The organism is Hyunsoonleella aestuarii (assembly GCF_006148925.1).
In the GTDB taxonomy this organism is placed as follows: Bacteria; Bacteroidota; Bacteroidia; order Flavobacteriales; family Flavobacteriaceae; genus Algibacter_D; species Algibacter_D aestuarii.
This window is the reverse complement of the sequence record NZ_VAWB01000001.1, coordinates 1,749,232-1,773,346: the sequence shown is the minus strand read 5'-3', so window position 1 is coordinate 1,773,346 and position 24,115 is coordinate 1,749,232. Positions and strand designations below refer to the sequence as shown.

Below are 24,115 nucleotides of genomic sequence, written 5' to 3'. Positions count from 1 at the left end.
TTCCTCTGGTTGGTTTTCTTTTATTAACTTAGAGCTAACCAACGCAAGTAACAATACACGAACACGTAACCTGCAAGCTGAGAAGTCATTGAACCAAAATTGTGATTTTTTGGACCAAAAGTATAATTGATTGATCATAAACTGCATTAGTTTTGAATTATTAATATTTAAAACTCTTACAATGAAAACAATGAAATTATTTTTAGTTCTAGTTGTGTTTACATTCAATTATTCACAAGCACAACAACAAATTCAAACAGCAATTAAAAACAGTGACACTATGAAAACTTATGTAATTGAACGTATTATTCCAGGAGCTGGAAACTTAACACCAGAACAACTAAAAGGAATATCTCAAACATCATGTACAGTTATAAAAGAAATGGGGCCAAAGATTGAATGGCAACATAGCTATGTTACAGGAGATAAAGTTTACTGCGTATACAAAGCAGAGAATAAAGAATTAATTGAGGAGCATGCAAAAAGAGGTGGATTTCCTGCAAATTCTGTAAACGAAGTTGCAACTTTAATTAGCCCTGAAACGGCTGAACTATAAAAAATCTTTTTTTTAAATTAGTATCTAACCTAAAAATATACTTATGCCAATTTATATGGATTTTCACGATTTGCCTGATGGAGTTACAGCAGCACATGTTGCAGAAATGCATCAGGCAGATTTAAAAATTGAACATAAATATAATTGTCGCGGATTAACTTATTGGTGTGATGAACGTCGACAAACTGCTTTTTGCTTAATAGAAGCCCCTAATGAACAAGCAATTGTAGATTTACATCAAAAAGCACATGGTGCTGTTCCACAACGAATTATTGAAGTAAACGACAAGATTGTAGAGTCATTTTTAGGCAGAATTGAAGACCCAGAAAAATCACAAAACACAAAACTTAATATTATAAACGATCCAGCTTTTAGGACTTTAATGGTCATTATTATAAAAAAGAAAAGCCTACGAAAAGAAAGTTTTAAAACTTTAAGTGCTGCAATTCGAGGATATCATAAATCAATTACAAATATTATTAGCAAACAAAAAGGGCGTGTTGTTAAAGAAAAAGCAAACATCTTTTTAACGTCTTTTGATTCTGTCACTAATGCTATCAAAAGCGCACATGAAATTAAAGAAATCTATAACTGTGTAATTACTCCTGATTTACAATTTCAAATTGGTATTAGTGCTGGTGTTCCAGTTACTAATAAAAAAAACATATTTGAAGACACTATAAAAAAAGCTAATTATTTGGCCTATTTAGCTAATGAAAAAGTTACTCTATCAAAGGAAGTTAAAGATTTATATGAAAGTGAAAATCGGCAAATTTCTATTGCTGATAATCATGAGTTTAATGTACTAAATTCAAAAGATGAAGACTTTATAGTGAACTTAATGGAGTATACCGAAAAAGTATGGTCATTTTCAAATATTAATGTTAGTGATTTTCATAAAAACCTTGGCTTTAGTAAATCGAAGTTATATAGAACCATGATATCAATAATTGGTATGTCTCCGAATAGTTTTTTAAAGAATTATAGATTAAATATGGCAATTGAATTGTTAGACAAACAAAAATCAAATATTTCTGAAATCGCCTATCTAACTGGATTTAGTAGTCCTACTTATTTTTCCAAATGCTTTAAGCAAGTTTATGGAATTTTACCTTCCAATTATATTAAGCTGCAATTGGCCTTAAAACAGAAATGGCCAGAAGGAAACAACGTGTATAATTAATACTACTTCTCTACTCCAATTTTAATTTATATCTTTAATCAACTGATTTGCTACATCTGAAAATCCTGCGGATTCTCAGCCTTACAAACCATAAACGAACACGTTGTAGTAAATTAAATAATGAAGAAGATGACGAATAATATAAAAGTAGCTGCGGCACAACTTTCACCTATATTCTTAAACAAAGAAAAAACAATTGAAAAGGCTTGTAATGCAATTTTAGAGGCAGGTAAAAACGGCGCTAACTTAATCGTTTTCCCAGAGGCTTATATTTCTGGTTACCCAGACTGGGTATGGCTTATTCCAAACAGTAAAGGAGCTGATTTAAACGAGCTTTACTTAAAACTTGTTGAAAATGCTGTTTCTGTTCCTGATTATTCCACGAAAAAGCTTTGTGTAGCAGCTAAGAAAGCTGGGGTTAATGTTGTTATTGGTATGCATGAACGTAATACTGAAACCAGTAGTGCAAGTTTGTTTAATAGCTTGCTTTTTATAGACGACAAAGGTTTAATTATTGGTAAACATAGAAAGTTAATACCAACAGGTGGAGAACGTCTGATATGGTCTCATGGAGATGGTACCACCTTATGTTCTTATGACACTTCAGCAGGAAAAATAGCCGGATTAATCTGCTGGGAGAATTTCATGCCTTTGGCTAGAAATGCTATCTATGAATTTGGAACTCAAATATTAGTATCGCCTACCTGGGATAAAAGTCCAAACTGGATTCAAACTATGCAGCATATTGCAAGAGAGGGCGGATTGTTTGTTATAAGTACATGTATGGCTTTAAAAATGGATGATATTCCTGATGAGTATGAATTTAAAAAACTTTACCCTGAAGGAAGAGAATGGATTAATGTTGGAAATAGTTCTATAATTGGGCCAAATGGGAAAGTTATCGCTGGACCTCTTGAAGCGAAAGAAGGTATATTATATGCAGATATTGATCTTCGAGAGATTATTAAAGCAAAACGAATGTTTGACGTTGTTGGACACTATTCAAGACCTGATGTTTTTAATTTCAATTTAAATCAATCAAATAAAAACTAGCTACAACAATGTATATAAGTCATTATCTCGATAGTTATCGGGACGGCTAATTTTCTGAACGTTGGCAGTAATTAAGCAGAATAATCTATATGTGATTTATTTACTAAATTAGTTGCTTAACTGCGCAACTAAACATACATAAACATTAGTCACAATTAATATCCAAAACATGAAAGTTTTAATAACAACATTGTTTTTCTTTATATCTATTACTTCATTTTCTCAATCTAATTACTACACAACTGATGGAAAAAACCGAATCACAGAAGCCGAATTGAATAAAATGCTAACAGACCAAGTCGCTAAAATGAGTGCCATAATGGGGAAACAATTATATGGAAGTTTGACTATTAACGATACAGAAACAAAAAAAGACTCTATAATTTCAAGAGTTACATTTGCAATAAGCGATACCAAGCCAGAAAACAAGGTGAATTCTGGTCCAATGTCTGATTATAAAAACAAGGAATTTCCAAAATTTGACCTGAATACTTTAGTTGAAAAAAAATTTAATTCAGAGCAATTAAAAGGTAGGCCAACTATGATAAATTTTTGGTTTACAAGATGTGCACCTTGTATAGACGAAATGCCTGTTTTAAATAAAATAAAAGAAAAATACAAAGATGATTTTAATTTTATTGCCATTACTTACAATAAAAAGAAAGATGTTGAAGAATTCCTTAAAAAACACCAGTTTGATTTTAAGCATTTAATTGGTGCCAAAGATTTTACAAACCAACTTGGAATTAAATCTTATCCAATGAATTTATTTTTAGATAAAAATGGTATTTTAAAATATGTGAAAGGCGGAATTCCTTACGAAAGCATAGAAGGGGAAGAATTGAAGATAGGAGATGGAAATGAAATCATTGAGATTATTGAAAAACTAAAATAACCGTTGCTAACCTAATTATTAAATCATGCAACTAATCTTAAACAAAATCGTTGAATTTATTAGAACATATATGAAAGACAAGACCTTAATATTGAATCTCTTATTTTTATTAATCTTCCATTTTGTTGCACAATCTCAGACAACCCCGCAAGTTGAATCTAAAATTGACAGTATATTGTCTTTATTAACTTTAGAAGAGAAAGTGGCAATGGTCCATGCCCAATCTAAATTTAGTTCTCCTGGAGTACCTAGATTGGGTATTCCAGAGTTGTGGATGTCGGATGGACCTCATGGTGTAAGAGGCGAAATCAATTGGGATAACTGGGGTTACGCAAACTGGACAAATGACTCCATCACAGCATTTCCAGCACTCACCTGTCTGGCTGCCACTTTCAATCCTGATTTATCATATCAGTATGGTGTAGCCTTGGGGGAAGAAGCAAGATATCGAAAAAAAGATGTCCTTCTTGGACCAGGAGTTAACATTTATCGAACACCAATGAATGGAAGAAATTTTGAGTACATGGGAGAAGATCCTTATTTAGCATCTGTGATGTCTGTACCTTATATTAAAGGTGTTCAGAAAAATGGTGTTGCAGCATGTATTAAACATTACGTGCTTAATAATCAAGAACTATGGCGAGACCATATTAATGTAGAAATAAGTGACAGGGCACTTAATGAAATCTACCTTCCTGCTTTCAAAGCAGCTGTAATTGAAGGCGGGTCATGGACATTAATGGGTGCATATAATAAATTTCGTGGTCAACATTGCTGCCATCATGAGATTCTTCTAAATTCTATTTTAAAAGAAGATTGGAATTTTGATGGTGTAGTAATTACAGATTGGGGAGGTGCTCATGACACCAAAGAATCGGCACTTTATGGTCTAGATTTAGAAATGGGCACAGGAACTGATGGACTGACCACAAACACCAAAAACGCCTATGATAATTATTACTTGGCAAATCCATTTTTGAAACTCCTTCAAGAAGGAGAAGTTGAAGAAGCTATAGTCGATGATAAAGTGAAAAGACTTTTACGGTTAATGTTCCGCACTTCACTTAACCCTAATAGAAGACTAGGAAGAATGAACAACCAAGAACATTTAGATGTAGCTCAGAAAGTTGGAGGAGAAGGAATAGTATTATTAAAAAATGAGGATAATTTCTTTCCCATTAGCCCAGAAACAACCCAAACAATTGCTGTTATTGGGGAGAATGCAACTAGAATGATGACTATTGGTGGAGGATCATCTGAATTAAAAGCAAAAAAAGAAGTATCTCCACTTGAAGGAATTCGCAAAAAATTTAAAAATGCCAAAATTTTGCATACTATGGGCTATGCCTCTGGACCTGCATTATACGCCAGAACTGAACCCTCTCCTTACAATGCTGATTCATTGAAAATAAAGGCCATTGAAATGGTCAAAAAGGCTGATCTAGTTCTGTTCATTGGAGGATTAAATAAAAACCATCATCAAGATTGTGAGGGAGGTGATCGCCTCTCGTATAATCTTCCTTTTGGTCAAGATGATTTATTGAAAGAAATTATTGCTTTTAATAAAAATGTTGGAATAGTACTCATAAGTGGTAATGCAGTTGCTATGCCGTGGATTGAAGATATAAAGGGGCTTATGCAAGCTTGGTATTTGGGAAGTCAAGCAGGAAATGCACTTGCAGATATAATTAGTGGTGATTTAAATCCTTCTGGTAAACTTCCATTTTCATTTCCGAAGAAGCTAACGGACAATTCTGCGCATTATTACGGTGAAATCTCATATCCAGGCGATAGCATTAACCAAGAATACAAGGAAGACATCTTGGTAGGCTATCGTTGGCATGATACCAAGGCAATTGAGCCAATGTTCCCTTTTGGTTTTGGGCTTTCTTATACAGATTTCTCTTTATCAAATATTGAAACTGATAAAAAATTCTATAACGCTTCAGATAAGTTGACTGTGAATATTACTGTAACAAATGAGGGTGACCTAGAAGGAGCTGATGTAGTGCAAGTATATGTCGGCAAACCCAATTCCATAGTAGGGCGTGCCATGAAAGAATTAAAGGGATTTCAGAAAGTATTTCTTAGAAAAGGAGAATCGCGACAGATTAGCATTGATATAAATATCAATACGTTAAAATATTATGACGAAATTTCTTCTGAATGGGTCCTTGAAAAGGGCGATTATTATGTATATGTTGGTAATTCTTCGGATAATATCAGTCGAAGAATTAAAATCAAAGTAGATTGAACTTAAAAAATCATAAAATAAATCGAATTCAAAAAGTTTTATAGAGCAAAGGAAGAAACTGAAATCAACATTGTATCTGAGTAATTGCTTTTTATGTTCCATCCGTAGACAATTTCAAGGCGTGGATAAAATAAAAAGCTAGGAAGTCATAAAATCCTTTGAACAAAATTTAGAAAGTAATTTTTTCATTATATCAAAAAAGAAATAACAATGATCTTTAATGCCGTTTAAGCCAAGTAAAATGTTTCTCGATTACGGCATCTTTATTTTCATTAACATGCTCTATTAAACTTTTGCCAATATTAGACATGTTTTTTGAACTCAACCATATTAAATTCCAATTTGTAATAATAGGAAGGCCTCTTACAGGAATTACTTGTAATTCTCCGATAGCTAACGCATTTTTAATCCCTATTAATGGCATAATTGAAAAGCCAAGTCCAGAAATCACAGCTTGTTTTAATGCTTCATTAGAAGTTAGCTCCATTTTTTTATAGGTTGAAATCTTTTTAGAGTCTATAAAATTTTCCATCGCAAGTCGTGTTGCAGAACCTTGCTCTCTATAAATTAAAGGTAGTTTTTGAAATTCGGATTTAGACAAGTACTTTCCTTTCATTTTATAATCCTTCCCTCCTACCATAAACAACTGATTCTTCATCAGTTCAATTTTATTAATTTTCAATTTCTTTGGAATTGTTGAAACCATGGCAAAGTCAACCTCATTATTCTCTAAAGCACGTATAACCTCAGCCTTGTTAGTTACATCCATTACTAAATCAATCCCTCTATTTTCATTTATAAAATCTGATATAAAATAAGGCATCACATACTTAGCTGTGGATACAATAGCTATTTTTAATTTCCCTGCAAGTTCTCCTTGATATGTAAGTGCTTTATAATTTATTGCTTTAACCTCGTCCAAGATTTTTTGAGCAGCCTGAGCTACTTCTTCCCCAAACTCGGTTATATAAATACGCCTTCCCACTACTTCAAATAGTGGGATTTTAAATTGTTCCTGAAAATTTTTTAATTGAATTGAAACAGCAGGTTGCGTCAGATATAAGGCTTCAGAGGCCTTAGTAACACTCTGTAATTCGACAATTTTTAAAAAGACCTCTAGTTGATGTAAAGTATAATTCATAAATATAATTTATGTTTTTCATAATAAATATAAATAAAAATATATCAACAAAAGTATTAAACTTTGCAAAAAAATAAATTCAATGAAAAAAGCATTTTACACCAGTTTAAGAAAGTTGCAAGAAAAGCCAAGGATTTTTAATGATGCCATTTTGATTTCTACTTACCTCATTTTTATAATTCTATCAATAAAAAGCAACAACCTTTTTTTAAAAGAATTGACTGTATGTGGATTAATAATAGGTTTCATAATCCTTAGCAACCAAACTAAACGGAAAAACTAAAGAATTTTAAATGGATTTACATTTACTTATAGACAACTTAACTAATCCTGCATTATTGTTCTTCTTTTTGGGCGTCATTGCAGTGCAGCTAAAAAGTGACTTACATATCCCAGAAAATTCTTCAAAATTCATATCACTTTACTTGTTACTTGCCATTGGTTTTAAAGGTGGACAAGAATTGGCGCATAGTGAATTTGACATGGAGATTCTTTGGTCTTTATTGTTTGGTATTTTCTTAGCAGTAGCTGTTCCGGTATATGGATATTTCATACTAAGACGCAAGTTTAGCATTGAAAATGCTGGTGCGATAGCTGCTGCCTACGGATCTGTAAGTGCTGTAACTTTTGTTACCGCTATTTCATTTTTAGAAATAGAGCAAATTGCCTTTAGTGGGCACATGGTAGCTGTAATGGCTTTAATGGAAGCTCCTTCAATTATGGTAGGCTTACTCTTAATTATGCTTTTTAAAGGTGGTAATGGTAAATCAGAAATTCCAATGAAAACAGTTATTCAACATGCTTTGTTTAATGGAAGTGTCTTATTGATTCTTGGGAGTTTGGCGATAGGTTTTCTAGCCAGTGAAGCTCAAGCAGAAGGTATTAAGCCATTTACTACAGATATTTTTAAAGGATTCCTAGCAGTATTCTTATTAGATATGGGAATTACAAGTGGTAAAAAACTTAATGAATTTATTAAAAAAGGACGATTTGCTTTAACATTTGCCATAATTATACCAATTATCAATGGTGTTATAGTTGCAGTTGCAAGTGGTCTTTTTATAAGCGAAGTAGGTAATCGTCTATTATTTGCTATACTAGGAGCAAGTGCGTCTTATATTGCGGTTCCCGCTGCCATGAAAATCGCAGTTCCAAAAGCCAGCCCTAGTTTGTACATACCAATGGCTTTAGCTATTACATTCCCGTTTAATATTACTCTGGGTATGCCACTTTACTTGTTTATCATTCAAAATACTTTATAAAATTTTTAACTTAAAAAAATCACATTATGGAAACACAATCGATTTCAACCAAAGAAATTAATTTAGATCAAGAAATTAAACTTATTGATGGTCACTTTACACCATCTGAAGCAGGAGATATAATCAACTCGGTTTTGGATGTAAAAATTAACTTTCACAAGTTACAGAGATTATCTCGCACTGAAGGTAACGCAAATGATACTTGCGAATATGACAACAGTAGAATCATTGAGCTCATCGATGCGAAGCATGATGCTAAAGATTACTTTAAAGATGCCCGTTTAAAAGGAAAGAAATTAAGAATAGAAAGTATCATTACAATTCAAGTAGAAGATTAAAATAGTTAGTTTGAGTTAGTCAAAAACCCGTTAACCTTGAGAGTCAAGATTGACGGGTTTTTATTTCTTAAACCAATTTATTGCATCTTCTATTCCCTTTTCTATAGGGTTAATAGTTAGTCTTAATTCCTCTAGAGCTTTTCTATTTGAATAATAGTTGTTTATTGAAACAGCCTTCATATTAACAGTCGACAAATTGGTTCTTACTCCAAAATACCTAAGTGTATCTCCTATTCTACCAAAAAATAATAGCACTATTCTTGGGAGTTTTACAATTATGAACGTTCTTTTACACAGCACTCGAAGTCTCTTAAAAAACTTAGTGTAACTTAAATTCTCGCTGCCTATGATATAAGACGCTCCGTTTACAGCATTATCTAAAACACTTATAATTCCATTAGCCACATCCTCTACACAAACAAAATTTTTACCTCCTGGAGGGCAAAAAACAATTCGATTCTTTAATCCCATTAAAACAATTCTTCCGCTACTTGGCTTTGTGTCATACGCTCCAATCATAAATGTTGGATTAACGGTCACCACTTCAATTTGACTTTCCTTAGTTTTCAAATAACGACTTGCTTCTAACTTACTTAAAGCATAGAAGGACTCTGAAAACGGATATCTCATTTTAGAGCTTTCATTTGCCGAAACCCCGCTTTTTCCATTACCAAAGACGTTAGAGGTGCTTACATAAATAAATTTTGAGACACTTTGTTCTATTGCTATATCTACAAGATGCTTAACACTTTTAATGTTTAAATCGTAATAATCTGAATATTGCAAAAGGTTTTGATTAGTTATAGCTGCACAATGAATTATAGTATCGACATCTCCAAGCACCTGGAATATACCATTAACATCAGGCAAATTACCTTCTAATAATGTAAGATTTGCATTAACTATCCCCTTGTAAGAAGACTTTTTTCTTAAATACCCATAAACTTTATAGCCTTTTCTCAAAAGCTCGTTTATAACGTTGGTCCCTAATAAGCCATTAGCTCCAGTAACTAAAACAGTCATTATTTTAAGCTCATTTGGATAAAACAATATTGAATTTTTGAAATGAGACCTTATTAAATAGCATTACTTGTAAGTTTATTTTTGATTCCTACCGGAAGTATTGAATCTAAAAACATAAAAACTTTATTCATAAAACCAGGGATAATGACCTCTTTACCTCGAAAAAAATCTTGTAGAGTTTCTTTAGCAGCGTCCTCTGGATTAAGAATTGATTTTCTAGATATCCATCCTAATCTTCTATTTTGTATGCATAACCTCGCTGTGGTATTCATCCCTCCAGGACAAACAATAGAAACAGAAATCCCATATTTCTTGAGTTCTTTTCTTAAGCTTTTTGAAAAAGACAACAAATAAGCCTTGGTACCACTGTATACTTGTTTTTTTGGCAAATGAAAAAAACTCGCCATACTGCTTACATTCAATATTCCTGATGGGGTATAGGCCTTAAAGTCATCGATGAATAGTTTTGTTAATAAAGTTGGAGTTGAGACATTAATATTTATCTGGGTTAAAAAATAATCCGCGTTCATATCTTCAAATAAACCATTACTTAACATACCTGCATTGTTTATTAGATATTTAATTGAGGCCCCTCTCCTTTTGACTTCCTGATATAAATGTATGCAATTTTCTTTTGAACTTAAATCCATTTCAAAAAACAACACATCAATTCCAAAATTGTTTGTTAAAAATTCACTCAACACTTCTAATCCAGAATTTGGAAGCGCTACTAAAACCAAATTCATGTTTTTTTTTGCGCATTCCAAAGCAAGTGCTCTTCCGAATCCTTTGCTTGCTCCAGTTATTAAAGTATAAGTTTTCATGCTGCAAATTTTAAGTAATTTATAGTTGTTAAAAGACCTCTATTTAAGGGTGTAACCTGATAATCTAAATCTTTAATCGCCTTTCGTGATGATGAAATTCTATTTACAAAGAGGGAGTCTAAAACTTTTGTGGTAATTCCTGATGGCATTCCAAAAAACCTCTTAGTTATGTTAATGATAGCAAAACCAGTTTTTATAATGCCGTAGTTAACCTTAACAATTTTTATCTTACTTTTTGTAATATTTTTAATGACTTCAAAAAGGGTCTCATAACTTATATTATCACCCCCAATAATATATTTCCCGTTACTTATCTCTTTTTTCATTGCTAGTATATGAGCATCGACAACATCATCAATAAAAACATAATTTGTTGTGACATTTAGTTTTGCTGGTACGATCAAAAAATCATTATTCGCAATTTTGGAAATTAGTGTGTTGACACCACTTGTAAAAGTCTTTAACCCTGGACCATATACTCGTGTAACATTTAAAATGGCACAAGGCAATCCTTTTTTGATATATGAGAAAACCAACTCTTCCGAAACCCCTTTTGTTAACTCATAATCATTTGAATAGGATATTAATCGCGGTTGATCTTCGGTAATTGCAATGCTTTTATATGAAGGCCCATGAACAGCAAGTGTACTAGTATAAATAACCTTTTTAATATGATGTTTTTGAGAAGCTTTCAAAATGTTCTCTGTTCCCTTAACATTGGCACTATAGAAGTTATTTATATTTTTACATTTTAAGTTGGTATAAGCTGCCGTATGAAATACATAATCACAGCCTACAATGCTCTTTTCTATAGAATCATAATTACATATATCACCTTTTACAGGAATAATATTTACATGTTTTGGAATATTCTCTGAATTCAAATTCCTTACTAGAGCAATCACTTTATAATTTTGATTTGCCAATTTTTTTGCTAATTGATGGCCAACATAACCTGTGGCTCCTGTTACAAATACTTTCATGATATAATTTTGTCTTTAAGTGTTAAATAATAAAACATCGAAATTTCATAAACAGATGATAGTGCGAGATGAATTAAAAAAGCATACCAAACACTGTTTGTATAATATGTGAATAAGCATAGAACAATTCCAAAAGGTATAGCTCCAATAATTTCTTTTTTTGAATCAAAAATGTGAATTAATACGTAAAAGGTTGTACTATAAAAAATAGCCAAAAAAAGGCTTGTTTCGTTAAGAAACTTGAATAAAAGAACACCTCTGAAAAAGAATTCATAACATAATAGAAATGTAAATCTTATAATGAAATACATCCAGGCGTTTGAAAAACTATAATGGCTTATATGGACTTTATGAATCTCTTCTCTTTTTTGGATACTTAAATAAGAGACGAAAGCAGAAAGAAACAATATCAAGAAGAATGCTATTAAAACAACTAATTTTGCTATTTCAATAGTTTCTATAAGAACCCTAAATTCTGGCATCATTATATAACTAAATACTCCAAAAAGGACGATACCTAAAAGATGTTTTAAATTTAATAGACGTAATCCATTGGCAGATATTAATGCCTTATGTAAATTTTGAATTCCCAACTTATTAAACACAAAACTCACTATAAAATAGGTGGAAAATATAATTCCTATAAGAGTCCATATAATCTCTGAATTATTCATATTACTACTGGAATTAGAGTTACATTAAATAGTTTGTTTACAGCATCAATTTTGACGCATTGCCCATTTTTATAATGAAACACATTATATGCTCCATTGGAAAATTCTACTTTATATCTGCTATCGCCTAATGGTGTTATTTTTGACATAGTCCCTAAGTTGTCACAAAAAACATAGCCAGCTCCATTAGGTTCTTCAAAATATAAGGTGATAAGATTCTGTTTGATACGGTTAAAACCTAAGGCTGTTGAATTACCTGTAGATTGAAGTTTGTATTGCCCATTATCTAAAACAATCTTATTATCTGTTTTTGTCTTTTTATTAAGAGTTCTGAATATGGAAGAATAGACCAATACGCCATCTTTATAGACTGACTTTTCTTTAGCAACTACATTAAATTTTAATAAAAACTTGACTTTTATATGACTTTCGGATAAATAAATAACAGAATCATTAATAACTCTTTTATTGATTTCAATTGTACCTATTAGTACATTATTTTTAATAACATGATAGGTAATAACTTTACTATTGACCTTAGCAAAGGAGAATGAAATTAATACTGCTAGAATGAATAAAAAAGTTTTTACCTTCAATACAGCCGTTTTTAACTCTTCCTTAATACTCAATATAACAGTATTACTTTTGATCTTTTTAAAGAGATATAAAATAAGGATAGGTAACATAACTAATAGTTTTATAATTAATTCTTTCAATCATAAAACTATTAGGTTTAAAATGTTTTAATGTCCAAGATATTCTTATTTATGAAAATCCGGATGTCCAACGATAATATTGGATTCTAATAATTCTAAATTTAAGAATTAATACTAAATTTAATTACATATCTATGAAGTCACAATGATATATATCAGAAGAATCTTAATTTCTGTAGGATGTTGGTGTCTCTGAAGTGAATTTTTTAAAGGCAGAATAAAAGGTAGATTTAGAATTGAAACCACATTCTAAACCAATAGCTACAATGGTATATTCATTAAATTCATTACTGGACAAAAACTTTTTAGCTTGTTCTACCCTAAGCGAATTAATAAAATCTGAAAAGTTATAGGTACTATAAGAATTTATCAGTTTTGAGAAATAACTTTTGCTCATCCCAAGGTCGCTGGCCAAAGTCTCCATGCTTAGCAAAGGATCCAAATAAAGTTTATTTCCAATAACATGATTTTTCACGTTTTCAAAGTCATTTTGATGTTTTTCATTAAAGAAATCATCAGATTTTGTGGATGGCTTCTCATAATTATTTGGCGTAATTAAAACACTATTCGTTTCAATAGAACTTCTTAAATAAATACGATCCCTTACCACATTATATTTATAGAATCCTTGATATCCTATCCAATAGAGCAGTATTGACGAACTAAATCGTAAAAATAAGTACACAAACTCATCACCTGTTAAACTTTTAACTATCACAGCAACTGCCCATAAAAGCATGACCAAACCACCAAAGCGAATAAACCATTTTATCCAATTTAAGTCATCATAAGCTAAAATATATTGCAATAAGTGGTGTTTTCGGAATATAAGAATACACGAATTCGCAAAAAACAAAATACCGTATACCAAGTTGAAGATATCTTCAAAAGTCGTGTAATTTTCTATTATTGATATGTCCCTATTAGGAACTTGATAATAAACATGAGAAATTAAACACAGCCTTATAATTATTTCAACAATAAAAAGCACAATTGTAAACCTAACAAAGTCATTTACACGATCCTGAACTTTAATAAAGTGAATTGTAAATGCATAAAACATTGGCGCAATAAACAAATACCAAGGAATCATCAAATTTTCCAACAGAAACAAATCAGACGAATAATCATTATCTATAAGCCACCTTTGAAGATTGTTTAATGAAATAAATAAGACAGTTAAGTTTAAAAAGATAATGGTTTTATCGAATCTCTTTTTAACAAAAATGGTTACAAGGTTAAATCCGAAACCTTGTAAAACCCCAGCCATTAATAAAAAGTCAATAATGGAAACGAAGTCCATAATTAAGTCAACTTAAAAAATTAAAATAAGTTTCTTACAATTTAAAAGAGCTATTCGAATTTGGGAAAGTTAATTATCCTTCATATCGTAAGATTTTTATGTCTAAAACGAAGATAACAAAAAAGGGTGGTATTTTTAATAGAATGTTATACACTGCTTTTAAGTTGCACTTAACATTGAAATAAGACAAAAAGAATGGACGAGTTTACTAAAGTTTAACAAAAGTATTCCGAATCACTTATGAGGCTACTCGAAAATTAAAATTCTGAGTTTCTGATGACAACATTTTTTGTTCCAATTGTTGCTTATAGGATTTTTTAATTACAACATAATATAGATAGTTATCAATAATGCTTAATACAAGATTTTTAAATGGATTACTTTTTATATTTCTAACAGTTCTCATTGCGATCAATTTAAAGTATTATTATTTCTTTAATCTTGTTAACATTCAGCAATAGTTTTTTAAGCTCTCCTTTGATATTTTCCATTCCAAAGAATTTTCCTGAATCGATTATAATATGTTCAAGCTTTATAAGCTTATTATCATAAGTTAAAATTTCAACAGATTTGAGATTAGCGATAGCCTTACTTAGTAATTCACATTTAGCCTTATATTCCCTTACCATAGAAATACTAGGAACAGACCAAAACAATATTAAGGGAGAATTTGTTGTAATATTAGCTTTCATGGCTAGATTATTAAAAGATTATAGTACAAACTTACTTTGTATTAATTGATAATCATTTGACTAAATTGTTTAAAAAACAATTTAATTTTCTTATTTTTCACAAAACCACCCACTTTCCTACTTGGAATTTTTGAAAAAATGCAAAATCAGTTCATTAAACTCTTAAAAGAGAAATCAAAAGACAATACGTCTTTTGTAGATGAAATGGCAGATGTATTAGATATTGGTTACGATGCCGCTTATAGACGTATAAATTTAAAAACGAATTTATCACTTGAAGAAAGTGTAAAACTTGCAAAACATTATAATATTTCACTAAATAAACTATTTGAAGTTGGTAACCAAAACTCTATTATAGCGGAATTGTCCCCAACTATTCATGATACGGATGGACTAGAATCATGGTTAAAACAATCTTACAACAACACCTACCCTTTAACGAAGCTTAAAGGTGCTTCAATTATTTACTCAGCTAAAGACGTCCCTGTTTTTCACACCCTAACAGATTCTTATTTAACAAGATATAAAATGTATGTCTGGTTGAAAGATTTGAATATTGACATGGCCAAAAGCAAAATTTCTTTTGATGATTGGATAAGTACTATTCCTGAATCCCTTTTAAAAAGCGCTTTTCAATTAGGTGAAATATATAAAAATATTGATATAACAGAGTTATGGAGCGATAACACAATTAATGGCACTTTGCAGCAAGTACTTTACTATTTTGAAGCTGGATTAGTATCTAAAGACTTGGCTTTACTTATTTGTGATGACATACATGAGGTAATAAAACACATTGAGGAACAAACAATTAACCAAAGCATTGAAAGTCATGGTAGTAGTAATAAATTTTTACTATACAAATGTGATTTACATATGTTGACTAACACACCTATGATTATAACCCCATTTGGCAAAGTATTTTTCACACCATTTACAGTATTAAATTATTTTAAAATTGAAAATCAGAATACATGCGAAATGATGTATGAATTTTTGCAAAAACAAATGTCTAACTCAAAACTGTTGGCAACCTCAGGTGAAAGAGATAGAACGTTATTTTTTAAAAAAGTACATCAAAAAATTTACATTGCCCAAGAGCGTATAAACATGGAAGATAAAATGTCTTTCCTATAGATAAAGAAATAGTTAGCCACTTCGCGCGGTCTAAATTGTGACAATTCAAATACTCTAGGGTCTAAAAAAAGAGTGTATAAAAAATTATTTCAAAGTTTTTGTAACATTTTTTGACATTTAAACGTATAACCATTGAATAAGAATTGCAATCCCTCTAAAATAACGATATAATACATGAGACAACTCAAAATTACGAAGCAGGTAACCAATAGAGAAACTGCTTCGTTAGATAAATACCTGCAAGAAATTGGAAAAGTTGACTTAATTACTGCAGACGAGGAAGTAGAATTAGCACAACGTATTAAAGCTGGAGATCAAATAGCTTTAGAAAAGTTAACCAAAGCTAATTTACGATTTGTTGTATCGGTAGCCAAGCAATACCAAAACCAAGGTTTAACGTTACCAGATTTAATAAACGAAGGAAACCTAGGGCTTATTAAAGCTGCTCAACGTTTTGATGAGACTCGTGGATTTAAGTTTATCTCTTATGCCGTTTGGTGGATTCGTCAATCGATTCTTCAAGCGTTAGCAGAACAATCGCGTATTGTACGTTTACCTTTAAACAAAATTGGTTCTATTAATAAAATCAATAAAACTTTTGCTTTTTTAGAGCAAAGTCACGAACGTCCGCCTTCTGCAGAAGAAATAGCTAAAGAGTTGGATATGACTATTAATGACGTTAAGGAATCCATGAAAAATTCTGGACGTCATGTTAGTATGGATGCGCCTTTAGTTGAAGGGGAAGACTCTAATTTATACGATGTACTAAATAGCGGTGAGTCACCAAATCCAGATAAAGAATTATTACACGAATCTTTACGTACTGAAATTGAACGTGCTCTAGAAACTTTAACACCCCGTGAGGCAGATGTTATTCGATTATACTTTGGCTTGGGGAACCAACACCCAATGACATTAGAAGAAATTGGTGAGACTTTCGATTTAACTCGTGAGCGTGTAAGACAAATAAAAGAAAAGGCTATTCGTAGATTAAAACATACGTCTAGAAGTAAAATATTGAAAACATATTTAGGATAGTAATATAATTACAACTAAATTACCGCAACAAACAGTTACACATAACTGTTCGTTTTTTGATTGATGAAAGAACCCCCGGCTGATTACCGGGGGTTTACTTTTTTATAGTATTTTTGCTCAAACCATAAAATAATATCCATCAAATGAGTTCAAAACTAATAGCACCTTCAATTTTAGCAGCAGACTTTGCTAACCTTCAGCGAGACGTTGAAATGGTTAATAACAGTGATGCAGATTGGTTTCACATTGATATCATGGATGGTGTTTTTGTTCCGAATATTTCATTTGGAATGCCTGTTTTACAAGCCATTACCAAACATGCAAAAAAGACCATTGATGTGCATTTAATGATTGTTGACCCCGACAGATACATTAAAACATTTTCTCAATTAGGTAGTGATATTTTAACAGTTCATTTTGAGGCTTGTACACATTTACATAGAACCCTTCAAGCTATAAAAGCTGAAGACATGAAAGCTGGCGTTGCTCTAAACCCACATACTAACATCAATGTTTTAGAAGATACTATTAACAATATTGATTTGGTTTGCTTAATGAGTGTAAATCCTGGATTTGGTGGACAAAGTTTTATTGAAAACACATACAATAAGGTAAGCCAACTAAAAGAATTAATAAATCGAAAAGGAGCATCAACAAAAATTGAAATTGATGGTGGGGTAACTAATAAAAATGCTCTTGAATTAGTCAATGCTGGCGCAGATGTTTTAGTCGCAGGAAGTTACGTTTTTAAAAGTAGCAACCAGCATAACACCATAAAAGATTTAAAGGCTTTAGCCAACTCTTAATATTGTTCAAGTAAATATTTTATTAAATCGGTTGTTGTTACTATTCCAACTAATATAGAATCATCTACAACTGGCAAGGCATGAAACTCTTTTTCTGCTAAAATCTCTGCTACCTCACTTATGGCTGTTTTACTTGTTACAGAAACTAAATCTTTAGTCATAACCTGTTCTATAGAATACATATTGTAGACTACAGATTCAATATCTAAGTCATCATCCGTGGCATCTGCGAAACTAATTTTAAGTAAATCTGTATAACTCAACATACCAATTATTTGTTCTTCTCGCACTACGGGTAGGTGTCTTATCTTATATCTTTTAAAGAGCTGTTCTGCTCTAATTAAATCATCAGACCTATCTAATGCAATAATGTTTTTTGTCATTATTTCTGAAACTGGAACTCTACTTTTCATAACCTTAAAATTTAAAATATATTAGTAAAACTAACTACTAAACAAGTGGAAAAAAATGATAAAAATCAGCGCTTAATTAATTATAACCGTCAAATCGAATATTGAAATATTTAAAATTGATTCAATAAATACTTAATAATATCGGTTGTAGTGACAATTCCAACTAACTTATTATTATCTACCACTGGTAACGCATGAAACTCTTTTGTTGCAAATATTTCGGCAACTTCTTTAATAGAATTGGAAGAGGAAACCGAAATAATCTTTTGAAGCATAACCTGTTCAATTGTAAACATATCATGAATAAAAACATCAGCATCATTGTTTACCTCGTCATTTAATTGCGCGAAATTAAGTCGTAATAAATCTGTATAGCTTAGCATTCCAACCACAACATTGCCACTTACAATTGGAATATGCCTAATGTGATGTTTTTGAAAAAGTTTTTCCGCAGTTTCTAAGTTATCTTCTTTATTCAACGTTATAACAGACTCTGTCATTATCATTGAAATTGGTGCTTTTCGTATCATGTCTTTCGTTTTATAAGTTTAGTTACCACTAAATTTATTAAACTAAATACTTATAAAGCATGACAAATGTCATTGAAGAAAAATTAGTATCCGGCAAAATTAAAATTAAGCATTTGCTTTACTTTAGAATAAACAGCGGGGAAATCTTTTTTAAAAGTATTTGGAGTTTCAATAAAGTTTTCAATAGCGACTGCTAAAAATTCAAACTGATTGGTATAAGCGTAGTCTCGAAAATATTTTGAAGTTATTATTTTGTTTCTTAAGCCATCATTCGCATTTAATAAAGCAGATAACTCCTTGAATGTGTCGCTAAATATAGTAGAACTAATATCGCGCTCTTTAATACTATTAATATGAATAGCATGAGTGAATTCATGTATTCCAAGGTTTAAATTGTCATCATTCACATTAAACCCTTTTTTAAAGTCTTCCCAAGAAAGGACTAATGCCTTTAACTTTGGATTAAACTCGCCTTTATGATATGAGTCGTTAGACTTAGAGTAAAATCTATTAGGATAAATTACAATTTTAGATATTAAACCTATATAAAAGTCCCTAAAACCAAATGTTAGCATGACAGCTGTAGCAGAAACTAGAATTTTCATTTCTTCTGTAATAACAGTACCACCCCTGCCTAGAAAGTCTTTGTCCTTTATAAAAGACGCCACCCGATGTTCGAAATAAGATTTATGCTTATCGTTTAGTTTATTGTAAAAAGGAAAACTACTTCTAAGTATGTTTTTTTGTTTATCGTTAAGCTTCCTTAGGAAATAATAGAAGTGTACATAAAACGGTTTTTTTCTTTTTAAAACATAGCCCATCTCGATCATTTTGACCGCAAAATGGAAAAACATATAAGCCAAAATAGCAAAGAAAATACCGAGTATTATTTTACTTCCTAAACTATACTTTTCTATAACAATTACTAATAACACCAATTAATAAAGAATTATCCTAATCCGAAATTACATTAATATAGTCTCAATTAATAATTAAATCTGCAAAAAGAATGAAATTTTGACAAAGTGATTAATTCAAAATAAAATTCGTAAAAGATGTTTAAACCATATTTATATACATTCAAAACAACTTTATTATCACTCAATACTTTAAAAAACCCTTATAGCCTTATTTAGACTATTTTTATAAAGCATTATAATTATTACCAACATTCCGTTAACCTTTTTTACTAAAATATTTATGCCAAATTTGTTAGAAACGAGATTTGAAATTGAAAAAAGCCAAATTAATTCAATCTCTTTAGACAATTAATTAGTATAACATATGCGAAACTAGAACTATTACTTTGTTACTATTTATATCATTATTTTCCGAAGCTTAGAAAACTGAATATCATGAATCCTAAAAAAGTTTTAGCCAAAAAATATTTTATTGCATTTCATAACGGCAACATAAATGAAGTACACTCATATTTAACTGAAGATTGTATGGTTCAATATGGTATTGAAAAGCCAATAAAAGCGAGAGAATTCTTTAAACAAACAGCAGTGATGATTAGCACATTAAAATTTGAAACAAGAAATTTTTATACCTCGCCAAACTCTAATAAAGTCCTAGTTGATTTTTCATATACAACTCCAAATACCGAAAAAGACACATCAAAAACCATTGATGCTATTGACATTATTAGTTTTGACCGTAATAATAAAATAAAAAACATAACTGTAATTCCTAATCAATAGTTCCAATCCTATGAAAAAAATAATACTCATGCTACTCATCAGTTGTCCAATAACTCAATTATTAGGACAACAAAGTAACGATAATAAAAAAATTGCCCTCGATATTCTTACAGAATCAATTCAGTTACTCGAAAGTAACCTTGGTGAACTTAAGACAGCAAGTCTTTCTTACAAACCAAAAGATAATGGATGGACTATTTTAAATTGCTTAGAACATTTAGCCATTGTTGAGAAAACTCTTAACGAAAAGTTGAAAGAAATAATTAATAGTGGCAAAATAGACTTAGACAAAAATCTAAGTTCCAACGATTGGCTGGTTATTGCTAAAATAACAGATAGAACTAATAAAGTAAATACACCTGCTCCTTTTAGACCCAAACCTGAATTTAAAGATAAATCAAAAGAGTTCTTTTTAAATGAAATTAAAACCTTAAGAAAAGATCTGATAGTCTTTTTATCTTCAACAAAAGTTGATTTAAGGCATGTCTTTGCACCCTATATATACGGTGAAGCCGATGCCATACAGCACGCTGTTATTATTGGAGCTCATATGCACAGGCATACCATGCAGATTCAAGAAATTTTAGAAGAAGAAAAGGCAAATAACTAGTTTACAATAAAGTTTAACCTAAAATTTATTATATAAATGCTGTCAATGCTGAAAATAAAATTATTATTACTTCTTTTTTCTCTAAGCTCATTAATTTCAAAAGGGCAAGAAAATCATTTAAAAAAGTTTGAGGCGTTAGTTGGTAAAGTCTGGTATGCCGAAGGCAATTGGGCGAATGGCTCAAAATTTAAACAAGAAATAACTTTTCAATTTTCATTAGATAGCACCATTGTATTAGTTAATTCTAATGGCTATACAGATATAAATCAAACAAAATACGGATTGCGAAATCACGGCATAAGGCAATATGACAAAACATCCAAAAAAATAAAATTTTGGGAGTTTGATATTTTCGGAGAACTAACAACTGGTAGCGTAGAAATACTTAAAGATGATATTTTCTATACCTATAAATATGGAAATGCCATTGTTACAGATGCTTGGATTAAAATTGACGATAAAACTTACAAATTTATTGTTGGCTCTAGAAGTGACGGAAAGTGGACACAAAAATATTTGGAAACTAAGTTTAGAGATAGTGAAAAATAAATTACACTAATACTTTTCTTTAACTATTATAAGAAATCTTAAACAAATAAAATCTAAAAAAAATTAAATTAAAATCTTTTACTTATGGAAAATCTAAACTTTTTAGCAATCCTAACATGTGCAATATTAAACCTAGTCCTTGGTGGCTTGTGGTATTCTCCACTGCTTTTTCAAAAATCATGGCTGTCGGAAATAAATATAAAAGCTAATGATTACATAGTAAATCCTATAAAAACCTATAGTTTTGCTTTTATTTTTGCTTTAATAATTTCTTTTGGCATGGCATCTTTCTTAGCTGGTGGCAAATCAAATTGGCAAGAAGGTATGTTTGCGGGTTTCATGTCAGGACTTACATTAGCTTCTATGATTTTTTCGATAATTGCATTATTTGAACTCCGGTCATGGAAGTATATTTTAATTCATTGCCTTTTTATAACTACCTATTTTACTTTAATTGGAGCCATTTTAGGAGGCTGGCGTTAAAATTTTAGAGAAACTTATTTATAAAGAAGCCCTTCATTTACTACAAAATAAAAATTAAACCAGAATATACTAGCCAAGATATTGTTAACTCATTTTTATCGTCCTAAAGAAAAAGACGAAAACGTTTAAGCATGAAATCTATTCTTAAAATTACAATATTTCTAACAATTACCTCATGTATTGCTCAAGATTTGGATAAGAATTCGTACGATTTTTGGATTGGAGAATGGGATCTTACTTGGACCAATGCCCAAGGTCAAACAATGAAAGGTACTAATAACGTTATAAAAATACTAGATGGAAAAGTAATACAAGAAAGCTTTGTAGATTTACAAAATAATTTCAAAGGAATAAGTCTTTCTGTTTACAATGCAAGAAAAAAAATATGGCGTCAAGCTTGGGCAGACAATGGAGGCGGTTATTTTAATTTTTATGGAACCATAGAAGAAAATGGGGATAAAGTTTTCATAACCAAAACAGAGGAGAAAAACGGAAAAAGAATAGTAAAAAGAATGGTATTTAAAAATATTACTAAGGATTCTCTAATATGGGATTGGGAAATTTCACAAGATGATGGTCTTACGTGGTCTTTAAGATGGCGAATTAATTATAATAGAAAAAAATAATCTCATTACGTTTACTATTTGAACCACAATATATTTACCATAAAAATGTGAGCTCACAATTTTAACAATCTTCTTTTGTTATTGATATTTTTGTTTCCCCCCCAACTTCATTTTGCGACCATTAAAATAAGAGCACTATTTTAATAATAACATTCTATAAATAGTCAATACAATAATCTGTCACTAGTACTTTCACAAAATATAAAAATTCTTAATAGCTCTAAACCTTCAAACTTATTTAAAGATATTGAATGTTAGAAACTATAATATATCTAGCAAAAAACATCTAATAAAGCTAACTGATTGCTTCAAAAGCTTGTTGTTTTTTTTAAAACTAGTATATCTCTAATACACACAAAAAACTATCCTTCAGTAAAGGATAGTTTTTTATCGTAATAGTATATTTTCGTTTTGATATTAACTTTTTGGGGTATAAATAGCCTCTTCAATAGTATCACCAAAACAATTCGACCATTGAATAGTTAATGTTCCGTCTTCATTCACAGTACCTGTTAAATTTATAGTACACCCAAAAGATTCAATCCAAGAACCAGTTAAAGTTCCACAAACATCTGTAAAGTTACCAGCAGTCTCAAAACAATATCCATATGGTGCACAATACCAATCCTGATATACACCAGCAACACCGTCAGAAATATCATAGTTTCCACCGCCGTTGTCCGTAAGTATAACATCATACGACAAATTTACTAACGGATTATTTTTTGGAGCTCCATCTGTTGAAAAACCGCTACTAACCACTGTATATTCTCCAGAAATGTCTGAGGGACATGAAACAGGATAACTGATAACTGTATTAAAAAGTGCAGAGTTCTTAGTATTGGCACTAAAATTATCTGTAGTATCATCATTCAATAAATCCAAAACCGTTCCATCTGATCTTGTGAATGACGCCGAAATAGTAAGAACATCTGCTAGTTGTAGATCATCAATACTAGCTAATTCTGTAAAAGCGGAAACAACATCATTTGCTGATAATGTAAAATCTCCTGGCAATGTAGCATTTTGAAATAAAGTAGCTTTATATATTAAACCTGATGCGGTTTTGTAAAATCCTACAATATCTGAGGCTATTGGATCGCCTTGAGCCACTTCGACACTAAAAGCTACACTAATATTTTCTCCACTAGAAATTTTTATCAAATCAAAAAAAGCATCTTTACTCGCATCTTTTTGAATATTAGGAACTATCCCTTCTTCTAAAAATCGAAAAGAAGTTCCACCATCATCGTCACAAGAAAAACAAATCATTGTAACGGCTACCATTATAACTAGAAATTTTATTTTTTTCATAATACTTAT

Annotated in this window: 27 protein-coding genes; 15 read left to right on the top strand and 12 right to left on the bottom strand. The window is 30.8% G+C overall.

Annotated elements, in window-relative coordinates; translation table 11 throughout:
* The first annotated feature begins 181 nt into the window (after positions 1-181).
* From FEF17_RS08025 to FEF17_RS08005, 5 genes are all read left to right on the top strand, one after another.
* A complete protein-coding gene (locus tag FEF17_RS08025; protein WP_246046806.1) occupies positions 182-556 on the top strand; it encodes a DUF4242 domain-containing protein in 375 nt (124 codons plus the stop codon).
* A gap of 43 nt (positions 557-599) precedes the next feature.
* On the top strand, positions 600-1,739 hold the full coding sequence (locus FEF17_RS08020; RefSeq protein WP_139001821.1) for a nickel-binding protein: 1,140 nt from the start codon (positions 600-602) through the stop codon (positions 1,737-1,739).
* Between the two features lie 129 nt (positions 1,740-1,868).
* The gene (locus tag FEF17_RS08015) at positions 1,869-2,792 is read left to right on the top strand and encodes a carbon-nitrogen hydrolase family protein (RefSeq protein WP_139001820.1); all 924 of its coding nucleotides are present in this window, start codon (positions 1,869-1,871) and stop codon (positions 2,790-2,792) included.
* Positions 2,793-2,961: 169 nt separating this feature from the next.
* Positions 2,962-3,687 carry a TlpA family protein disulfide reductase gene (locus FEF17_RS08010; RefSeq protein ID WP_139001819.1) on the top strand — a complete coding sequence of 242 codons (726 nt, stop codon included), beginning with the start codon at positions 2,962-2,964 and terminating at the stop codon, positions 3,685-3,687.
* Between the two features lie 70 nt (positions 3,688-3,757).
* A complete protein-coding gene (locus FEF17_RS08005; protein WP_139002160.1) occupies positions 3,758-5,941 on the top strand; it encodes a beta-glucosidase in 2,184 nt (727 codons plus the stop codon).
* A 217-nt stretch (positions 5,942-6,158) separates the two neighbouring features.
* Here FEF17_RS08005 and FEF17_RS08000 read toward each other — a convergent pair whose 3' ends face one another.
* Positions 6,159-7,082: a LysR family transcriptional regulator gene (locus FEF17_RS08000; protein ID WP_139001818.1), complete on the bottom strand. Its 924-nt coding sequence runs from the start codon at positions 7,080-7,082 to the stop codon at positions 6,159-6,161.
* A gap of 293 nt (positions 7,083-7,375) precedes the next feature.
* Here FEF17_RS08000 and FEF17_RS07995 point away from each other — a divergent pair, with 293 nt between their 5' ends.
* Positions 7,376-8,344 carry a sodium-dependent bicarbonate transport family permease gene (locus FEF17_RS07995; protein ID WP_139001817.1) on the top strand — a complete coding sequence of 323 codons (969 nt, stop codon included), beginning with the start codon at positions 7,376-7,378 and terminating at the stop codon, positions 8,342-8,344.
* 26 nt (positions 8,345-8,370) lie between these two features.
* A complete protein-coding gene (locus FEF17_RS07990) occupies positions 8,371-8,682 on the top strand; it encodes a hypothetical protein (protein WP_139001816.1) in 312 nt (103 codons plus the stop codon).
* Positions 8,683-8,742: 60 nt separating this feature from the next.
* Here the strand turns inward: FEF17_RS07990 and FEF17_RS07985 are convergent, their stop codons facing one another.
* The 7 genes from FEF17_RS07985 to FEF17_RS07955 all read right to left on the bottom strand — a co-directional run bounded on the left by FEF17_RS07985 (position 8,743) and on the right by FEF17_RS07955 (position 14,897).
* Positions 8,743-9,705 carry an NAD-dependent epimerase/dehydratase family protein gene (locus FEF17_RS07985; RefSeq protein WP_139001815.1) on the bottom strand — a complete coding sequence of 321 codons (963 nt, stop codon included), beginning with the start codon at positions 9,703-9,705 and terminating at the stop codon, positions 8,743-8,745.
* A 53-nt stretch (positions 9,706-9,758) separates the two neighbouring features.
* Complete coding sequence (locus tag FEF17_RS07980; RefSeq protein WP_139001814.1) at positions 9,759-10,529, bottom strand: SDR family NAD(P)-dependent oxidoreductase; 771 nt, start codon at positions 10,527-10,529, stop codon at positions 9,759-9,761.
* A complete protein-coding gene (locus FEF17_RS07975; protein ID WP_139001813.1) occupies positions 10,526-11,512 on the bottom strand; it encodes an NAD-dependent epimerase/dehydratase family protein in 987 nt (328 codons plus the stop codon). The genes FEF17_RS07980 and FEF17_RS07975 overlap by 4 nt, the downstream gene beginning before the upstream one ends.
* Positions 11,509-12,186 (bottom strand): CPBP family intramembrane glutamic endopeptidase, encoded by a 678-nt coding sequence (locus FEF17_RS07970; RefSeq protein ID WP_139001812.1) that lies wholly within the window; start codon positions 12,184-12,186, stop codon positions 11,509-11,511. The genes FEF17_RS07975 and FEF17_RS07970 overlap by 4 nt, the downstream gene beginning before the upstream one ends.
* On the bottom strand, positions 12,183-12,815 hold the full coding sequence (locus tag FEF17_RS07965) for a DUF6134 family protein (protein ID WP_139001811.1): 633 nt from the start codon (positions 12,813-12,815) through the stop codon (positions 12,183-12,185). The genes FEF17_RS07970 and FEF17_RS07965 overlap by 4 nt, the downstream gene beginning before the upstream one ends.
* A 253-nt stretch (positions 12,816-13,068) precedes the next feature.
* Positions 13,069-14,205, bottom strand: coding sequence for a helix-turn-helix domain-containing protein (locus tag FEF17_RS07960; RefSeq protein ID WP_139001810.1), 1,137 nt, complete (start codon positions 14,203-14,205; stop codon positions 13,069-13,071).
* A gap of 416 nt (positions 14,206-14,621) precedes the next feature.
* Entirely contained in the window at positions 14,622-14,897 is a 276-nt protein-coding gene (locus tag FEF17_RS07955) for a hypothetical protein (RefSeq protein WP_139001809.1), read from the bottom strand.
* Positions 14,898-15,035: 138 nt separating this feature from the next.
* Between FEF17_RS07955 and FEF17_RS07950 the strand changes: the two genes are divergently transcribed.
* The 3 genes from FEF17_RS07950 to rpe all read left to right on the top strand — a co-directional run bounded on the left by FEF17_RS07950 (position 15,036) and on the right by rpe (position 17,878).
* Positions 15,036-16,034: a hypothetical protein gene (locus FEF17_RS07950; protein WP_139001808.1), complete on the top strand. Its 999-nt coding sequence runs from the start codon at positions 15,036-15,038 to the stop codon at positions 16,032-16,034.
* Between the two features lie 174 nt (positions 16,035-16,208).
* Positions 16,209-17,072 (top strand): sigma-70 family RNA polymerase sigma factor, encoded by an 864-nt coding sequence (locus tag FEF17_RS07945; RefSeq protein WP_019387909.1) that lies wholly within the window; start codon positions 16,209-16,211, stop codon positions 17,070-17,072.
* 143 nt (positions 17,073-17,215) lie between these two features.
* A complete protein-coding gene (gene rpe / locus FEF17_RS07940) occupies positions 17,216-17,878 on the top strand; it encodes a ribulose-phosphate 3-epimerase (RefSeq protein WP_139001807.1) in 663 nt (220 codons plus the stop codon).
* On the opposite strand, the gene FEF17_RS07935 is transcribed toward rpe, so the two are convergent.
* The 3 genes from FEF17_RS07935 to FEF17_RS07925 form a co-directional block, all read right to left on the bottom strand.
* Entirely contained in the window at positions 17,875-18,291 is a 417-nt protein-coding gene (locus FEF17_RS07935) for a CBS domain-containing protein (protein ID WP_139001806.1), read from the bottom strand. The genes rpe and FEF17_RS07935 overlap by 4 nt on opposite strands.
* A gap of 110 nt (positions 18,292-18,401) precedes the next feature.
* Positions 18,402-18,821: a CBS domain-containing protein gene (locus tag FEF17_RS07930; RefSeq protein WP_139001805.1), complete on the bottom strand. Its 420-nt coding sequence runs from the start codon at positions 18,819-18,821 to the stop codon at positions 18,402-18,404.
* Between the two features lie 83 nt (positions 18,822-18,904).
* Positions 18,905-19,756, bottom strand: coding sequence for a zinc-dependent peptidase (locus FEF17_RS07925; protein WP_246046829.1), 852 nt, complete (start codon positions 19,754-19,756; stop codon positions 18,905-18,907).
* 420 nt (positions 19,757-20,176) lie between these two features.
* On the opposite strand from FEF17_RS07925, the gene FEF17_RS07920 reads away from it, so the two are divergent.
* The 5 genes from FEF17_RS07920 to FEF17_RS07900 all read left to right on the top strand — a co-directional run bounded on the left by FEF17_RS07920 (position 20,177) and on the right by FEF17_RS07900 (position 22,792).
* Complete coding sequence (locus FEF17_RS07920) at positions 20,177-20,524, top strand: nuclear transport factor 2 family protein (RefSeq protein ID WP_139001804.1); 348 nt, start codon at positions 20,177-20,179, stop codon at positions 20,522-20,524.
* A 28-nt stretch (positions 20,525-20,552) separates the two neighbouring features.
* Entirely contained in the window at positions 20,553-21,134 is a 582-nt protein-coding gene (locus FEF17_RS07915; RefSeq protein WP_170180980.1) for a DinB family protein, read from the top strand.
* Positions 21,135-21,179: 45 nt separating this feature from the next.
* The gene (locus tag FEF17_RS07910; protein ID WP_139001802.1) at positions 21,180-21,683 is read left to right on the top strand and encodes a hypothetical protein; all 504 of its coding nucleotides are present in this window, start codon (positions 21,180-21,182) and stop codon (positions 21,681-21,683) included.
* An 84-nt stretch (positions 21,684-21,767) separates the two neighbouring features.
* Positions 21,768-22,166 (top strand): DUF1761 domain-containing protein, encoded by a 399-nt coding sequence (locus FEF17_RS07905; RefSeq protein WP_139001801.1) that lies wholly within the window; start codon positions 21,768-21,770, stop codon positions 22,164-22,166.
* Positions 22,167-22,297: 131 nt separating this feature from the next.
* The gene (locus FEF17_RS07900; RefSeq protein ID WP_139001800.1) at positions 22,298-22,792 is read left to right on the top strand and encodes a DUF1579 family protein; all 495 of its coding nucleotides are present in this window, start codon (positions 22,298-22,300) and stop codon (positions 22,790-22,792) included.
* A gap of 417 nt (positions 22,793-23,209) precedes the next feature.
* Here the strand turns inward: FEF17_RS07900 and FEF17_RS07895 are convergent, their stop codons facing one another.
* Positions 23,210-24,106 carry a BT_2262 family domain-containing protein gene (locus FEF17_RS07895; protein WP_139001799.1) on the bottom strand — a complete coding sequence of 299 codons (897 nt, stop codon included), beginning with the start codon at positions 24,104-24,106 and terminating at the stop codon, positions 23,210-23,212.
* Positions 24,107-24,115 lie beyond the last annotated feature (9 nt).

Bases quoted from the DNA above. Each gene is read 5' to 3' on its own strand.
- FEF17_RS08025 (WP_246046806.1), top strand. From the start codon at position 182: ATGAAAACAATGAAATTATTTTTAGTTCTAGTTGTGTTTACATTCAAT.
- FEF17_RS07955 (WP_139001809.1), bottom strand. From the start codon at position 14,897: ATGAAAGCTAATATTACAACAAATTCTCCCTTAATATTGTTTTGGTCT.
- FEF17_RS07935 (WP_139001806.1), bottom strand. From the start codon at position 18,291: ATGAAAAGTAGAGTTCCAGTTTCAGAAATAATGACAAAAAACATTATT.
- rpe (WP_139001807.1), top strand. From the start codon at position 17,216: ATGAGTTCAAAACTAATAGCACCTTCAATTTTAGCAGCAGACTTTGCT.
- FEF17_RS07945 (WP_019387909.1), top strand. From the start codon at position 16,209: ATGAGACAACTCAAAATTACGAAGCAGGTAACCAATAGAGAAACTGCT.
- FEF17_RS07895 (WP_139001799.1), bottom strand. From the start codon at position 24,106: ATGAAAAAAATAAAATTTCTAGTTATAATGGTAGCCGTTACAATGATT.
- FEF17_RS07930 (WP_139001805.1), bottom strand. From the start codon at position 18,821: ATGATACGAAAAGCACCAATTTCAATGATAATGACAGAGTCTGTTATA.
- FEF17_RS07915 (WP_170180980.1), top strand. From the start codon at position 20,553: ATGCTACTCATCAGTTGTCCAATAACTCAATTATTAGGACAACAAAGT.
- FEF17_RS07950 (WP_139001808.1), top strand. From the start codon at position 15,036: ATGCAAAATCAGTTCATTAAACTCTTAAAAGAGAAATCAAAAGACAAT.
- FEF17_RS07900 (WP_139001800.1), top strand. From the start codon at position 22,298: ATGAAATCTATTCTTAAAATTACAATATTTCTAACAATTACCTCATGT.
- FEF17_RS08005 (WP_139002160.1), top strand. From the start codon at position 3,758: ATGAAAGACAAGACCTTAATATTGAATCTCTTATTTTTATTAATCTTC.
- FEF17_RS07985 (WP_139001815.1), bottom strand. From the start codon at position 9,705: ATGACTGTTTTAGTTACTGGAGCTAATGGCTTATTAGGGACCAACGTT.
- FEF17_RS08020 (WP_139001821.1), top strand. From the start codon at position 600: ATGCCAATTTATATGGATTTTCACGATTTGCCTGATGGAGTTACAGCA.
- FEF17_RS08015 (WP_139001820.1), top strand. From the start codon at position 1,869: ATGACGAATAATATAAAAGTAGCTGCGGCACAACTTTCACCTATATTC.
- FEF17_RS07920 (WP_139001804.1), top strand. From the start codon at position 20,177: ATGAATCCTAAAAAAGTTTTAGCCAAAAAATATTTTATTGCATTTCAT.
- FEF17_RS07970 (WP_139001812.1), bottom strand. From the start codon at position 12,186: ATGAATAATTCAGAGATTATATGGACTCTTATAGGAATTATATTTTCC.
- FEF17_RS08010 (WP_139001819.1), top strand. From the start codon at position 2,962: ATGAAAGTTTTAATAACAACATTGTTTTTCTTTATATCTATTACTTCA.
- FEF17_RS08000 (WP_139001818.1), bottom strand. From the start codon at position 7,082: ATGAATTATACTTTACATCAACTAGAGGTCTTTTTAAAAATTGTCGAA.
- FEF17_RS07975 (WP_139001813.1), bottom strand. From the start codon at position 11,512: ATGAAAGTATTTGTAACAGGAGCCACAGGTTATGTTGGCCATCAATTA.
- FEF17_RS07905 (WP_139001801.1), top strand. From the start codon at position 21,768: ATGGAAAATCTAAACTTTTTAGCAATCCTAACATGTGCAATATTAAAC.
- FEF17_RS07990 (WP_139001816.1), top strand. From the start codon at position 8,371: ATGGAAACACAATCGATTTCAACCAAAGAAATTAATTTAGATCAAGAA.
- FEF17_RS07910 (WP_139001802.1), top strand. From the start codon at position 21,180: ATGCTGAAAATAAAATTATTATTACTTCTTTTTTCTCTAAGCTCATTA.
- FEF17_RS07995 (WP_139001817.1), top strand. From the start codon at position 7,376: ATGGATTTACATTTACTTATAGACAACTTAACTAATCCTGCATTATTG.
- FEF17_RS07960 (WP_139001810.1), bottom strand. From the start codon at position 14,205: ATGGACTTCGTTTCCATTATTGACTTTTTATTAATGGCTGGGGTTTTA.
- FEF17_RS07980 (WP_139001814.1), bottom strand. From the start codon at position 10,529: ATGAAAACTTATACTTTAATAACTGGAGCAAGCAAAGGATTCGGAAGA.